The organism is Mumia flava (assembly GCF_002797495.1).
GTDB lineage: Bacteria > Actinomycetota > Actinomycetes > Propionibacteriales > Nocardioidaceae > Mumia > Mumia flava.
This window is the reverse complement of sequence record NZ_PGEZ01000001.1, coordinates 1,047,236-1,061,386: the sequence shown is the minus strand read 5'-3', so window position 1 is coordinate 1,061,386 and position 14,151 is coordinate 1,047,236. Positions and strand designations below refer to the sequence as shown.

The following is a 14,151-nucleotide window of genomic DNA, read 5'->3' as shown; positions in this document are numbered from 1 at the left end:
GCGGTGGCCCCGATCGACCGGTGCCGGGGTCGACGTCAGCCGACGTACGGCTTGGCGTCGACGATCTCGACGCTGACGGTGCTGCCGTTCGGCGCTTCGTACGACGCCGTCTCGCCGGCGCGCTTGCCGAGGATGGCGGAGCCGAGCGGGGACTGCGGGGAGAAGACCTCGATGTCGACGGATCCGTCGAGGGCGAGCATCTCCCGGGAGCCGAGCAGGAAGGACTCGGTGTCGTCGTCGCCGGCGAACCTGATGGTGATGATCATGCCGGTCTCGACCAGGCCGTCGTCGGCGCGCTGCTCGCCGACCTGCGCGCGGCGCAGCATGTCCTCGAGCTGGCGGATCCGGGCCTCGGCCTTGCCCTGCTCCTCACGCGCGGCGTGGTAGCCGCCGTTCTCACGCAGGTCGCCTTCGTCGCGGGCCTCGGCGATCTTCGTGGCGATCTCGGTCCGCGCAGGCCCACGAAGATGGTCCAGCTCGGCCTGGAGGGCGTCGTAGGCCTCCTGGGTGAGCCAGATGACGTTCTCGTTCGACGTGGTCATGGGGGACTGCTCCTTGATGTAACAAACCCCAGACAACATGCCTGGGGCCAGGGCTCCACGGTACCAGAATCGGGCGCCCGACCAAGGTCGAACGAGCCGAGCCGGGGGCTCAGTCGGTCAGTCGGCAGGACGTCACGTCGGCCGAGACGGCGCGGCGCTCGGTGTCGATCACCTCACGGACCGAGGTCCGGTCGTCGTCGGCGGCGGGCACCGCGATCGTCCTCTCCCCGACGTAGGTGTGGTCGACGGCCTGCGCGGCCACGTCGCACTCCGCGGCCCGCCCGTCGACGTGGAACGCGTCGATCGTCACCTCGATCTGGTGGTCCGACAGCACGTCGTACGCGACCACCTTGGCCGCGGCGGTGACCTGGTCCTGCTGCCACGACGAGAGCCACCAGGAGCCCAGCACGCCCAGACCGACCCCGACGACCGCCAGGACGATCCAGAACCGCCGACCGGGAGCGGTGCGGCGGCCGTACCGGGAGGTGGACAGGTCCGACGGCGTGCTCGACATGCAACCATTGTGACCGAGTGGGTTGCGGCGAGGAGAAGGAGCCGGAGTGGCCGAGAAGTTGCGCCTCATGCACGTGCATGCACATCCCGACGACGAGTCGAGCAAGGGTGCTGCGTCGACGGCGAAGTACGTGGCCGAGGGCGTCGACGTGCACGTGGTGACGTGCACCGGAGGGGAGCGCGGCTCGATCCTGAACCCGAGCTTCGACCATCCCGGGATCAAGGACAATCCCGAGCTGATCGGCGAGATCCGGCGCGAGGAGATGGACCGGGCCCGCGAGATCCTCGGGATCAAGCAGGACTGGCTGGGCTTCGTGGACTCGGGGTGGCCCGAGGGCGACCCGCCCCCGCCGCTGCCGGAGGGGTGCTTCGGGCTGGTGCCGGTCGAGGAGGCAGCCAAGCCGCTGATCGCGCTGATGCGTTCGTTCCGGCCGCACGTCGTGACGACGTACGACGAGAACGGCGGCTATCCGCACCCGGACCACATCATGTGCCACAAGATCAGCGTGGAGGCGTTCGAGAAGGCCGGCGACGCCACCGCGTACCCCGAGCTGGGCGACCCGTGGCAGCCGCAGAAGCTGTACTACCACCGCGGCTGGTCGCGTGCGCGTGCCGAGGCGGTCGACGCCGCGCTGCAGCGCCACGGGCTCGAGCCGATCTACGCCGAGCGGCTGGAGAAGTGGAAGGTGGACCCCGACGAGGAGAAGCGGCTGACGACGCGGGTGCCGTGCGCGGACTACTTCGGCGTCGCCGACGACGCCCTGCGGGCGCACGCGACGCAGATCGACCCGAACGGCCACTGGTTCGCCGTGCCGCACGAGGTCCGCGCGGAGGCCTGGCCGACCGAGGACTACCAGCTGGTCACCTCGCACGTGCCGACGTCGGTCCCCGAGGACGACCTGTTCGCGGGCCTGCGCTGACCGGCCCGGGCCGATCGCGCCCTGGCAGGCTCGGCGCGGTTCGGCGGGCGTAGGCTGGAGGTCATGTCAACCGTTCTGCTCGCCGCCCAGGAGATCGAATGGAAGCCGGCCGGCTGGGTCGCGCTGTTCATCGTTCTCGGTCTGTGCGCCGGGCTGTTCTTCCTGATGCGCAGCATGAACCGCCAGCTCAAGAAGGTCGACTTCGACGAGGACGCCACCGAGCGGCGCCAGCAGCCCTCGGGTGACGAGCGCTCGAGCGACGACGCCTGACCCTCCCGCGGGCCGAGGCGCGAGAGCGGGCGTCTCGATCCTCGCTCCGCTCGGCCTCGACGAACGGAACCCCCGCTGGTCGAGGCGCGAGAGCAGCGACACACACCCCCCCGCTGGTCGAGGCGCGAGAGCGGGCGTCTCGATCCTCGCTCCGCTCGGCCTCGACGAACGGAACCCCCGCTGGTCGAGGCGCGAGAGCGGGCGTCTCGATCCTCGCTCCGCTCGGCCTCGACGAACGGAACCCCCGCGGGTCGAGGCGCGAGCGTGGCTCACCCCGCTGGTCGAGGCGCGAGCGCAGCGAGCGATCGAGACCCCCCTCACCCCTCGAACTCGCCGGCCACGGCGAGCACGTCGTAGGCGTCGCCGGCCCCGGTCGCCCGGACCACGTGGTGCAGCGTCTCGATCTGCATCCCGTCGAGGGCGGCGGCCAACGAGGTCGGGGTCGGGAGGACCTCGGCGTCGCGCGGACCACCCACGCCGTACGCGAGGTTCTCCCGGGCGTGCCCGAGGTACACGAGCCGGCCTCCGGGAGCGAGCCAGGTGCGGGCGCGTCCGAGCGCGAGGTCCAGCCGCTCGACCTGGAGGTAGGCCACGAGCACCAGGTCGACGCGCGTCGGCGGGTCCCACGAGAGCGCGTCGTCGACGTACCACCTGATCCGCTCGGTCCGGTGGTCCTCCTCCTGTCCCGCCGCACGCGCCGCCTCGATGGCCGCCGCCGAGAAGTCGACGGCGTCCACCTGCCAGCCCCTGTCCGCCAGCCAGGCGGCGTGCCGCCCGTCGCCGCACGCGAGGTCGATCGCGCGGCCCGGACGCAGGCCCGCGAGCGCGGCGACGAGGGTCGCGTTCGGGGTCCGGCCGAAGGGTTGCGGCTGCTCGGTGTAGCGCAGGTCCCACGCAGAGGCGTCCATGACCGCACCCTAAGGCGGACCGGTCCTACTTCTCCCGGTGCTTGACGTGCTTCGCCCAGAAGAAGCAGTAGACGCCGAACGCGGCGATGCCGACGGCGACCGCCGTGAGCAGGTACGGGCCGAACGGCTGCTCCTTGAGCGTCCGCAGCGCGTCGTCGAGGCCGCCGGCCTTCTTCGGGTCGTGGGTCGCGGCGGCGATGCCGAAGAGGACGCCGATGATGCCGAGCGCGATGCCCTTGGAGGTGTAGCCCACCTGGCCGAGCCGCTCGACGAGCGTGCCGCCCGATCCGGCCGTCGCGGCGCCGTCGAGCTCCTTGGTGAACGATCCCGACAGGCCCTTGTAGATCTGATAGATCCCCACCGCGAGGATCCCGACCCCGACGGCGGCGACGAGCCACGGGCCGCCGGGCGCGTTCATGAGCTTCGCGGTCGCGGTCTCCTCGGTCTTGCCGGACCCGCTGGAGCCTCCTGCGGCGCCGGTGGCGTAGCGGAACGCCGTGAACGCCAGCACCGCGTACAGGATCGCGCGGCCGACGGCTGTGGTCTTCTTGAAGCCACGCTTGGGCTGGTCGAGGTCGCCGAAGCCCCAGATGGCGTCGCTCACCTGCCACAGCGTAAGGGCGATCAGGCCGATGCCGGTCAGCCACAGGATCACCGTCCCGACGGTGTCGTCGGCCATCGTGGCGAGCGCGCCCGTCTGGCTGGCGCTCTGGCCGCTGCCGCCCCACGCGACCTGGAGGGCGATCCACGCGAGCAGCAGGTGGACGACCCCGTACGTCACGAGGCCGATCTTGGCGCCGATCTCGAAGGGCTTGCTGTGTCGGGCTTGCTGCACGGAGGAGGTCACCGCGGAATCCTCGCACGGCCCGGCCCCGCCGTCCGGTCGCCGGGCCGCGCATCCGCCCGCGCCCGTACGTACGCCGTCGGGCGAGGCCGTAGCGTGAGCCGTATGGCCAACCGACTCAGCCGCGCGACCTCCCCGTACCTGCTGCAGCACGCCGACAACCCCGTCGACTGGCACGAGTGGGGCGACGACGCGTTCGCGCTGGCGGCCGAGCGGGACGTGCCGGTGCTGCTGAGCGTCGGGTACGCCGCGTGCCACTGGTGCCACGTGATGGCGCGCGAGTCGTTCGAGGACCCCGAGCTCGCTGCGTACCTGAACGAGCACTTCGTCCCGGTCAAGGTCGACCGCGAGGAGCGCCCGGACGTCGACGCCGTCTACATGCGCGCGACGACCGCCATGACGGGGCAGGGCGGCTGGCCGATGACGGTCGTGCTGACGCCGAGCGGTGAGCCGTTCTTCGCCGGCACGTACTTCCCGCCGCGCCCCAGCCACCAGATGCCGGGATTCGGGCAGGTGCTGGAGGCCGTGGTCGACACGTGGCGTACGAAGCGCGACGACATCGCACGGGTCGGTGGACAGATCGTCGAGCACCTGGCCGCTGCCGAGTCGGCGGGCCTGGCGCCCGGCGGCGGCGGCCGTACGCCCGGCCCGGACGACCTGGACGAGGCGGTCCGGACGCTGGCCGAGCAGTTCGACGCGACGAACGGCGGGTTCGGCGGGGCGCCGAAGTTCCCGCCGTCGATGGTGCTGGAGTTCCTGCTGCGCCACGCGGCGCGGACGGGCTCCGAGCAGTCGGCGTCGATGATCGAGAAGACGGCCGAGGCGATGGCGCGGGGCGGGATGTACGACCAGCTGGCCGGCGGGTTCGCTCGCTACAGCGTCGACGCGACCTGGACCGTGCCCCACTTCGAGAAGATGCTGTACGACAACGCGCTGCTGCTGCGCGCGTACCTGCACCTGTGGCGGCGCGACGGCTCCGTGCTGGCCGAGCGGGTGGTCCGCGAGACCGCCGACTTCCTGCTCACCGACCTGATCACCCCTCAGGGCGGGTTCGCCTCCGCGCTCGACGCGGACACCGACGGGGTCGAGGGCGCGACGTACGTGTGGACTCCGGACCAGCTCGTCGAGGTGCTCGGGCGCGAGGACGGGGCGTGGGCGGCCCGGCACCTGCTGGTCACGCCGCAGGGGACGTTCGAGAACGGGACGTCGACGCTCCAGCGCCGGATCGAGCCCAACGACCCCGAGCGCTGGGAGTCGGTGCGGGAGAGGCTGGCGACGGCGCGGCGAGCACGCCCTGCGCCCGCGCGCGACGAGAAGGTCGTGGCCGCGTGGAACGGGCTCGCGGTGAGCGCGCTCGCCGAGGCGGGCGTGCTGCTGGACGAGCCGGCCTACGTCGATGCGGCGGTCGTCGCCGCGTCCCTGCTGGCAGGGGTGCACACCGACGCCGACGGCCGCCTGCTGCGGACCTCTCGCGACGGCCTCGCGTCGACGAACGTCGGCGTGCTGGAGGACTACGGCTGCGTCGCGGAGGCGTACCTCGCGGTGCTCGGCGTCACCGGCGACGCGGTGTGGCTGGAGCGAGCGCGTGCGCTGTGCGACCGGATCCTGGCCCACTTCACCGACGAGGAGTCGGGTGGGTTCTACGACACCGCCGACGACGCGCCGGACCTCGTCGTACGCCCGCGTGACGTCTCCGACAACGCGACGCCGTCCGGTGCGTCCGCGGCGGCCGCGGCGCTGGTCGCGCTGGGAGCGGTGACCGGCGAGTCGCGCTACCGCGAGGGTGCGGAGCGGGCGGTGGCGTCGGCGGCTCCGCTGGCGTTGAAGGCGCCCCGGTTCGCGGGGGCGTCGCTCGCGGTGGCCGAGGCGCTGCTCGCCGGACCGGTCGAGGTCGCGGTGGTCGGGACCGGGGACGACGCAGCCGTTCTGCACCGGGCCGCGCTGCGGCTGGACTCCCCGGGCGCGGTCGTCCTCGCGGGTGCGCCGGGGACCGCGGTGCCGCTCTTCGAGGGGCGCGATCTCGTCGACGGGTCGGCGGCGGCGTACGTCTGCCGTGGTTTCGTCTGCGAGCGCCCCGTCACCGACCCGGCAGCGCTGCGGGCCTGACGGTCTGCGTAGCCGGCTGCGCAGACCTCCACCTGGCTGGGAGAACCTTCGTAGCCCGGTGCGGGTCTGCCCAGCCGGCTACGGAGACCGTCAAACAGCGGTCAGCGCAGCGGGTCCGCCCAGCCGGCTGCGCAGACCTCCACCTGGCTGGGAGAACCTTCGTAGCCAGGTGTGGGTCTGCCCAGCCGGCTACGGAGACCGTCAGGGGGCAACCACCTGGGCGCAACCCGTACGCGGTCCTCCGCGACGCGAAGGGTCAGCGCAAGGCGTACGCGGCGATCGAGATGCCGACGTAGTGCGTGACGAAGGCCGCGATGGTGAGCGTGTGGAACACCTCGTGGAACCCGAACCACCGCGGGAACGGGTCCGGGCGCCTGAGCCCGTAGACGACGGCGCCGAGGGAGTAGAGCACGCCGCCGACGACGATCAGGACGATGACGGCCGTCGAGGTCGCGGCGACGAACTCCTCACGCCACAGGACCGCGGCCCAGCCGAGCATCACGTACATCGGCGTGTAGAGCCAGCGCGGCGCGTCGACCCAGAACACCCGGAACGCCACCCCGCCGAGCGCGCCGCCCCACACCATCGCGAGCAGCATCGCGGCGTCGCGGGGCTCGAGCAGGATCAGGGCGAAGGGCGTGTAGGACCCGGCGATCAGCAGGAAGATGTTCGCGTGGTCCACGCGCTTGAGCGCGAGCTGGGCGCGCGGACCCCAACGCCCGACGTGGTAGACGGCGCTGACCCCGAAGAGCAGCAGCGCGCTCGCCATGTAGACCGCGACCCCGGTCTTCGAGGCGGCGCCGGGGGCGAGCACGAGCAGCACGACGAAGGCCGCGAGCGCCAGCGGCCACGTGGCGGCGTGCAACCAGCCGCGCAGTCTAGGCTTGATCTCGTCGACGGCGTCGCGCAGGCGCGTGCCGACGTCGAGACCGGACGCGTGGATGACCTCGTGGTTGCTCACGCCGACGACCCTAGCGAACGAACCTACGCTTGCGTAGGTTAGACGCATCACGAGAGGACACCGCGTGTCGGTTCGCGACCTGCTCTACTCCGCCTACGAGCGCACGATCCTGGGGCACCTGCGGCCCGACCAGGTCCCGGCGCACGTCGGCGTGATCGTGGACGGCAACCGTCGCTGGGCCCGCGGGGCCGGTGCCGGTGTGACCGGCGGCTACCAGGCCGGGGCCGACAAGATCACCGAGTTCCTCGGCTGGTGCGACGAGCTCGATGTGAAAGTCGTCACGCTGTGGCTGCTCTCGACCGACAACCTGCACCGGCCCGAGGACGAGCTGCGGGCGCTGCTCGACGTCATCACCGACCTGGTCGATGCCCTGACCGAGTCGCGCCGCTGGCACGTCCGGCTGATCGGCAACCTCGATCTCCTGCCCAGCGACGTCGCGGAGGGGCTGCGGCGCGCCGCTCGCGCGACCAGCGACGTCGACGGACTGGAGGTCAACCTCTGCGTCGGGTACGGGGGGCGTCAGGAGCTCGCCGACGCGGTCCGCTCGCTGCTGCGCGAGCAGGCCGAGCACGGCCGTACCCTCGACGAGGTCGCCGAGTCCATCGACGTCGAGCACATCGCCGACCACCTCTACACCAAGGGGCAGCCCGACCCGGACCTCGTGATCCGGACCTCGGGGGAGCAGCGGCTGTCCGGCTTCCTGCTCTGGCAGAGCGTGCACTCGGAGTTCTACTTCTGCGAGGCGCTGTGGCCGGCGTTCCGGCGGGTCGACTTCCTCCGGGCGATCCGGTCGTACGCGGAGCGCGAACGTCGCTTCGGTCAGTGAGCGCGGCGCCGGGTCGGCGCTGGTTAACCAGACGTTCACGTCACCGGCAGCGTGTCGCAATCGAACGGCGTGGCGCGCGTCGTACGGTCGGGGTGTCGACGGGGCCTGATCCCGTCGGCACCGGGAGGTCACTCGTGCATCAACCACAGTCCGGCGGATCGGTTGCCGCGGCCGTGGCGCGCACGACGATCGGTGGTCCCGCCCCCGGGACCCGCCCCCTGCTTCCGGCTCCACCTGAGAGATGAGAGCCGGCGCGGGGATGCGCGCGGGCTCGTGAGGAGAACTGCCGTGGCTGCTCAATCTCGCGCGAATCGCACCGCACGCACGCGCCGCTCCGCTCCCGCCCAGGACGACCTCGACCGACGCACGTACGTCGTCGACACCAGCGTCCTGCTCGCCGACCCCCTCGCCCTGACCCGCTTCGACGAGCACGAGGTCGTCGTGCCCGTCGTCGTGGTCGTCGAGCTCGAGGCCAAGCGCGCCCACCCCGAGCTGGGCTACTTCGCCCGCGCGGCGCTGCGCTTCCTCGACGAGCTCCGGGTCCGCCACGGCACCCTCGACGCGCCCCTGCCGGCCAACGACTCCGGCGGCACGGTCCGCGTCGAGCTGAACCACACCGACCCCGGGGCCCTCCCGTCCGGTTTCAGGCTCGGTGACAACGACACCCGGATCCTCTCGGTCGCGAAGAACCTCGCCGACGAGGGCGCGGCGGTCACGCTGGTCAGCAAGGACCTGCCGATGCGGGTCAAGGCCTCCGCGGTCGGTCTCGCGTCGGAGGAGTACCGCGCCGAGCTCGCCCTGGACTCCGGCTGGACCGGCATGGAGGAGCTCGAGATCGCCGGAGCCGACGTCGACACGTTGTACGACGAGGGGACCGTCGACCTCGCCGACGCCCGCGACCTCCCGACCCACACGGGTCTGGTCCTGCTGTCCGAGCGGGGCAGCGCGCTCGGCCGGGTCACGCCGGACAAGCAGGTCCGGCTGGTCCGTGGCGACCGGGAGGCGTTCGGGATCCACGGTCGCTCGGCGGAGCAGCGGGTCGCGCTCGACCTCCTGCTCGATCCCGAGGTCGGGATCGTGTCGATGGGCGGCCGCGCCGGCACGGGCAAGTCGGCGCTCGCGCTCTGCGCCGGGCTCGAGGCCGTCATGGAGCGGAGGCTGCACAAGAAGGTCGTGGTCTTCCGGCCGCTGTTCGCCGTCGGCGGTCAGGAGCTCGGCTACCTCCCGGGCACGGAGGCCGAGAAGATGGGCCCCTGGGCGCAGGCGGTCTTCGACACGCTCGGGGCGGTGACGTCGGGCGACGTGCTCGACGAGGTGATCGACCGCGGCATGCTCGAGGTGCTCCCGCTGACCCACATCCGCGGGCGGTCGCTGCACGACGCCTTCGTGATCGTCGACGAGGCGCAGTCGCTGGAGCGCAACGTGCTGCTCACCGTGCTGAGCCGGATCGGAGCCAACTCTCGGGTCGTGCTCACCCATGACGTGGCACAGCGCGACAACCTGCGCGTCGGGCGGTACGACGGCGTGGTCGCGGTGGTGGAGAAGCTCAAGGGCCACCCGCTCTTCGCGCACATCACGCTGACCCGGTCCGAGCGCTCGCCGGTCGCCGCCCTGGTGACGGAGATGCTGGAGGACAACGTCCTCTGACGCGCCCCGGCGCCGGTGCCGAGCGCGAACCCCCATCGTGTGATTCAGTGGGATGGATCACACGGTCGAGGGCGATCGTCCTCGGCGCCGGCGCGCAGGGGGTGCACTACCGATGATCGGTCGACGAGGGCGACGCGCGGTGCTCGGGCTGACCGCCCTGATGGTCGCGGGCGGGCTCGCCGCGTGCGGGTCGGACAGCGGATCCGGAGACACCCCGGTCCTGACCTGGTACATCAATCCGGACGTCTCCAACCTCGAGCCGTACGTGACCGACGAGGACGGCAACCAGCAGCCGGGCGGTCAGGCCTACCTCGCGCTCCAGTGCACCGAGGCCGCACAGGGGGACTACGAGATCGAGGTCGAGCTTCTCCCCAACGACGCGTCGCAGCAGCGCGAGCAGCTCGTCCGCCGGCTCGCGGCCGAGGACGACTCGATCGACATGATGAGTCTCGACCCCGCGTTCACCGCGGAGTTCGCGAACGCCGGGTTCCTGGAGCCGATGAGCTCCGAGCAGCAGAGCCAGCTCTCCGAGGGGATGCTCGAGGGTGCGATCGACGCGGCGACGTACGACGACGAGCTCGTCGCGGTGCCGCTGTGGTCCAACACGCAGATCCTCTGGTACCGCAAGTCCGTGGCGGAGCAGGCCGGGCTCGACATGGAGCAGCCGGTGACCTGGGACCAGATCATCGACGCCGCCGTGCAGACCGACACCACGGTGAGCGTGCAGTCGAAGCGGTACGAGGGCTACTCCGTCTGGATCAACGCGCTGATCTCCGGGGCCGGCGGTCAGATCGTGGAGGATCCCGAAGCCGGCAAGGACGCGAAGATCACGATCGACACCCCGGCCGGCAAGGCCGCGGCCGAGGTGATCTCGAAGCTCGCGAACTCGCCGGCCGCGCCCGCCGGCATGTCGAACGCCGACGAGGGCGGCACGGTCGCCACGTTCTCCGCGGACGACGGTGGGTTCATCGTCAACTGGACCTATCTGTACGCGGACCCGAACGTCGCGGGCTTCATCGACGACCTCGCGTGGGCCCGCTATCCCCGGACGACCGACGGCGACGAGAGCCGGCCGCCGTACGGCGGGATCAACCTCGGTGTCTCCAGCTACGGCAAGCACACCGACCTCGCGTACGAGGCGGCCGCGTGCATCACCTCGGAGGAGAGCCAGAAGACCTACGCGCTCTCGTCCGGCAACCAGCCGGCCCGTGAGGCCGCGTACGACGACCCCGAGCTGACCGACGCGTACCCGATGGCCGACCTGTGGCGCGAGAGCATCGATGCAGCCGCGCCCCGGCCGCTGACGCCGTACTGGAGCGACATCTCCACGGCGCTGTACTCCAGCTGGCACCCGCCGTCGTCGGTCGACCCCGACACGACCCCGGCGGAGTCGCAGCAGTACATCACCGACGTCCTTCAAGGGCAGGCCCTGCTGTGAACGGGAGGCGATGAGCGATGGCATCCACGACGGCGGCGCCTGGCCGCCGGGTGAAGACGCGGGAGCGCACTCCCGAGGCGGCCGAGAACCGGCTCGCGTGGAAGCTCGCGGGCCCGGCGGTCGCGGTGATGCTCCTGGTCACCGCGTGGCCGATGCTGCGGGCGCTGTACCTGTCGCTGTTCAGCTACCGGCTGACCGCGCCCGACGACCGTGAGTGGGTCGGCCTGACCAACTACTGGGTGGTCCTGAGCGACCCGCTGTGGTGGCGCGCCGTCTTCGTCGCGGTCTTCATCATGGTCGTGACGGTCTCGGTCGAGCTCGTGATCGGCTTCGGCTTCGCGATGGTGATGAACAGCATCCTGGTCGCGCGCGGTCTCGTACGGTCCTCGATCCTCGTGCCGTACGGCATCATCACCGTCGTCTCGGCGTACGCGTGGCTGTACGCGTTCCAGCCGACCACCGGGTTCGTGAACCAGTGGCTCCACCTGGACCCGAGCACGACGCCGTTCGACAACTTCTGGGGCTCGATCATGGTGATCTGCCTCGCCGAGATCTGGAAGACGACGCCGTTCATCTCGCTGCTGCTGCTCGCCGGGCTGTCCCAGGTCCCGAACGACGCGGTCGAGGCGGCGACCGTGGACGGTGCGACCTGGTGGCAGCGGCTGTACAAGGTGATCCTGCCGTCGATGCGTGCGGCGATCATGGTCGCGGTCCTCTTCCGGGCGCTGGACGCCTACCGCATCTTCGACAGCCCGTTCATCATGACCGGCTTCGCGAACGGCACGGCGCCACCGTCGGGCCTGGTCTACAACGCGATGATCCAGCGTGTCGAGCTCGGGCTCGGGTCGGCGATGTCGGTGCTGCTGTTCCTGTCGGTGCTCGTGGTCGCGTTCGGGTTGATGAAGGCGTTCCGGGTGGATCTGAGCCAGGTGAGGGGGGAGTAGATGTCACCGCGTCGCAAGTCCCGCGTGATCTGGTCGTTCGTCGCGATCGTGATCGGGCTGGCGTTCGCCGCGATCGGGGTCCTGGCGATCGAGTCGCCCGACCTGTGGTTGTGGCTGATCGTCGGCACCGTCTTCGTGATCACCGGCGTCGTCGGTCTCCTGATCGGTGAGGCGGCACCGCAGGTGTCCATGGGGTCGGTGGTCGGTGCCGAGCTGATCGTGCTGTACACCCTCACGCCGGTGGTGTACCTCGTCTCGCTGTCGCTCAAGGGCGGCAACGCCGACGTCAACCAGGGCGGCTTCCTCCCGCACGACCCCGGGTTCGCCAACTACGAGACCGTCTTCCAGTTCGAGCTGTTCCAGCGCGCGCTGATCAACTCCACCGGAATCTCGATCATCTCGACGACGATCTCGGTGGTGCTCGCGACGTTCGCGGCGTACGCGGTGGCGCGGCTGCGGTTCAGGGGCAAGAAGTTCGTGCTCTCGATCGCGCTGGCGATCGCGATGTTCCCTGTGGTGGCGCTGGTCGGGCCGCTGTTCGACATGTGGCGCACGCTCGGGATCTACGACACGTGGATCGGCCTGATCATCCCGTACCTCTCGTTCACGCTGCCGATGTCGATCTGGGTGCTGTCGGCGTTCTTCCGTGAGATCCCGTGGGAGATGGAGCAGGCGGCGCAGGTCGACGGCGCCACCTCGTGGCAGGCCTTCCGCAAGGTGATCGTGCCGCTGGCGGCACCGGGCGTCTTCACCGCTGCGATCATCACGTTCTTCTTCGCCTGGAACGACTTCGTCTTCGGCATCTCGCTGAGCTCGACGACGGCGTCGATCCCGGTCCCGGCGTCGCTGGCGTTCTTCACCGGCGCCTCCCAGTTCGATCAGCCGATCGCGGCGATCGCCGCGGCGTCGGTCGTGGTGACCGTGCCGATCTTCGTCATCGTCATGCTGTTCCAGCGCAAGATCGTCGCCGGCCTCACCTCCGGCGCAGTGAAGGGGTGAATCTCGATGGCCGACATCGCCATGAAGAACATCGTCAAGCAGTACGGCGACAACGACCCGGCGGTGCGTGGGATCAGCCTGGACGTCGCCGACGGCGAGTTCATGATCCTGGTGGGCCCGTCCGGCTGCGGGAAGTCGACGCTCCTGCGGATGATCGTGGGACTCGAGGAGATCACGTCGGGCGACATGGTGATCGGGGGCGACCGCGTCAACGACAAGTCGCCCCGCGAGCGCAACCTCGCGATGGTCTTCCAGAACTATGCGCTCTACCCGCACCTGAACGTCTACGAGAACATCGCGTTCCCGCTGCGGCTGCGCAAGGGCACCAGTGACGAGGAGATCGACAAGGCGGTCAAGGAGGCGGCCGAGACGCTCGAGCTGACCGAGTTCCTCGAGCGCAAGCCGGCGAACCTGTCCGGCGGTCAGCGTCAGCGGGTGGCGATGGGCCGCGCGATCGTGCGGGACGCGAAGGCGTTCCTGTTCGACGAGCCGCTGTCGAACCTCGATGCGAAGCTGCGCGGCCAGATGCGTACGGAGATCGCGCGACTGCAGCGCAAGCTCGGGATCACCACCGTCTACGTGACCCACGACCAGACCGAGGCGATGACGCTCGGTGACCGGGTGGCGCTGCTGAAGAAGGGCGAGCTCCAGCAGGTGGCGACGCCGCGCGAGCTGTACGAGAACCCGGTCAACCTGTTCGTCGCCGGCTTCATCGGGTCGCCGCCGATGAACTTCCTCCCGGCTCGGGTCAAGGGGGACGAGCTCGAGCTGCCGTTCGTGACGGTGCCGATCCCGTCGGACGCGGCCGAGGCGGCGAAGCAGCACGAGCTGCTGATCGCGGGGATCCGCCCCGAGCACTTCGTGGACGCGTCGTCGCCGGCGGCGTCGGACAGCGAGGGGACGCGGTTCAGCGCGGACGTCGACGTGGTGGAGTGGCTCGGCAACGAGCAGTACGCCTACATCCCGTTCGACGCGCCGCAGGAGGTCTCGTCGAAGCTCGACGAGCTGGCCAAGGAGCTGGACGGCGAGAAGATGCGGTCGCAGATCGTCGTCTCGCTCGATCCCGCTTCGCGGGTCCGGGAGGGCGAGTCGGCCGAGCTGGTGATGAAGGCTGACCGGATGCACCTGTTCGTGCCGGAGACGGGCGAGAACCTGCGGCACAGCGACGACGGCGCGTCGGACGGATCCTGATCGGCCGAGGCTGAGAGCCGTTGGTTGAAATTCTCAGGTTCT

The 14,151-nt window shown here is 70.6% G+C and carries 14 protein-coding genes; 9 read left to right on the top strand and 5 right to left on the bottom strand.

The window, feature by feature from the left end; translation table 11 throughout:
- Positions 1 to 35: 35 nt before the first annotated feature.
- Positions 36 to 542, bottom strand: a complete 507-nt coding sequence (gene greA / locus CLV56_RS05060) for a transcription elongation factor GreA (protein ID WP_039362566.1) — start codon at positions 540 to 542, stop codon at positions 36 to 38.
- 109 nt (positions 543 to 651) lie between these two features.
- Positions 652 to 1,056: a DUF4307 domain-containing protein gene (locus tag CLV56_RS05055; protein ID WP_039362568.1), complete on the bottom strand. Its 405-nt coding sequence runs from the start codon at positions 1,054 to 1,056 to the stop codon at positions 652 to 654.
- Positions 1,057 to 1,102: 46 nt separating this feature from the next.
- On the opposite strand from CLV56_RS05055, the gene mca reads away from it, so the two are divergent.
- Together mca and CLV56_RS05045 are read left to right on the top strand one after the other, a co-directional pair.
- Positions 1,103 to 1,975: a mycothiol conjugate amidase Mca gene (mca, locus tag CLV56_RS05050; RefSeq protein WP_039362572.1), complete on the top strand. Its 873-nt coding sequence runs from the start codon at positions 1,103 to 1,105 to the stop codon at positions 1,973 to 1,975.
- A gap of 63 nt (positions 1,976 to 2,038) precedes the next feature.
- The gene (locus tag CLV56_RS05045; RefSeq protein ID WP_039362574.1) at positions 2,039 to 2,245 is read left to right on the top strand and encodes a hypothetical protein; all 207 of its coding nucleotides are present in this window, start codon (positions 2,039 to 2,041) and stop codon (positions 2,243 to 2,245) included.
- 317 nt (positions 2,246 to 2,562) lie between these two features.
- Here CLV56_RS05045 and CLV56_RS05040 read toward each other — a convergent pair whose 3' ends face one another.
- Positions 2,563 to 3,153: a class I SAM-dependent methyltransferase gene (locus CLV56_RS05040; protein ID WP_039362577.1), complete on the bottom strand. Its 591-nt coding sequence runs from the start codon at positions 3,151 to 3,153 to the stop codon at positions 2,563 to 2,565.
- 25 nt (positions 3,154 to 3,178) lie between these two features.
- Complete coding sequence (locus CLV56_RS05035; protein ID WP_039362579.1) at positions 3,179 to 4,000, bottom strand: DUF1206 domain-containing protein; 822 nt, start codon at positions 3,998 to 4,000, stop codon at positions 3,179 to 3,181.
- Between the two features lie 102 nt (positions 4,001 to 4,102).
- On the opposite strand from CLV56_RS05035, the gene CLV56_RS05030 reads away from it, so the two are divergent.
- Positions 4,103 to 6,103, top strand: a complete 2,001-nt coding sequence (locus CLV56_RS05030; protein ID WP_039362582.1) for a thioredoxin domain-containing protein — start codon at positions 4,103 to 4,105, stop codon at positions 6,101 to 6,103.
- 256 nt (positions 6,104 to 6,359) lie between these two features.
- Here CLV56_RS05030 and trhA read toward each other — a convergent pair whose 3' ends face one another.
- On the bottom strand, positions 6,360 to 7,064 hold the full coding sequence (gene trhA / locus CLV56_RS05025) for a PAQR family membrane homeostasis protein TrhA (RefSeq protein ID WP_245857615.1): 705 nt from the start codon (positions 7,062 to 7,064) through the stop codon (positions 6,360 to 6,362).
- Positions 7,065 to 7,110: 46 nt separating this feature from the next.
- Here trhA and CLV56_RS05020 point away from each other — a divergent pair, with 46 nt between their 5' ends.
- The 6 genes from CLV56_RS05020 (at position 7,111) to CLV56_RS04995 (ending at position 14,109) form a co-directional block, all read left to right on the top strand.
- A complete protein-coding gene (locus CLV56_RS05020; protein WP_425437711.1) occupies positions 7,111 to 7,890 on the top strand; it encodes an isoprenyl transferase in 780 nt (259 codons plus the stop codon).
- Between the two features lie 390 nt (positions 7,891 to 8,280).
- Entirely contained in the window at positions 8,281 to 9,537 is a 1,257-nt protein-coding gene (phoH2, locus tag CLV56_RS05015) for an RNA 5'-3' helicase PhoH2 (protein WP_245857856.1), read from the top strand.
- Positions 9,538 to 9,649: 112 nt separating this feature from the next.
- The gene (locus CLV56_RS05010) at positions 9,650 to 10,975 is read left to right on the top strand and encodes an extracellular solute-binding protein (RefSeq protein ID WP_039362589.1); all 1,326 of its coding nucleotides are present in this window, start codon (positions 9,650 to 9,652) and stop codon (positions 10,973 to 10,975) included.
- 17 nt (positions 10,976 to 10,992) lie between these two features.
- Positions 10,993 to 11,919: a carbohydrate ABC transporter permease gene (locus tag CLV56_RS05005; protein WP_039362861.1), complete on the top strand. Its 927-nt coding sequence runs from the start codon at positions 10,993 to 10,995 to the stop codon at positions 11,917 to 11,919.
- Positions 11,920 to 12,918 (top strand): carbohydrate ABC transporter permease, encoded by a 999-nt coding sequence (locus CLV56_RS05000; RefSeq protein WP_245857611.1) that lies wholly within the window; start codon positions 11,920 to 11,922, stop codon positions 12,916 to 12,918.
- 6 nt (positions 12,919 to 12,924) lie between these two features.
- Positions 12,925 to 14,109: an ABC transporter ATP-binding protein gene (locus CLV56_RS04995; protein ID WP_039362863.1), complete on the top strand. Its 1,185-nt coding sequence runs from the start codon at positions 12,925 to 12,927 to the stop codon at positions 14,107 to 14,109.
- Positions 14,110 to 14,151: the final 42 nt, after the last annotated feature.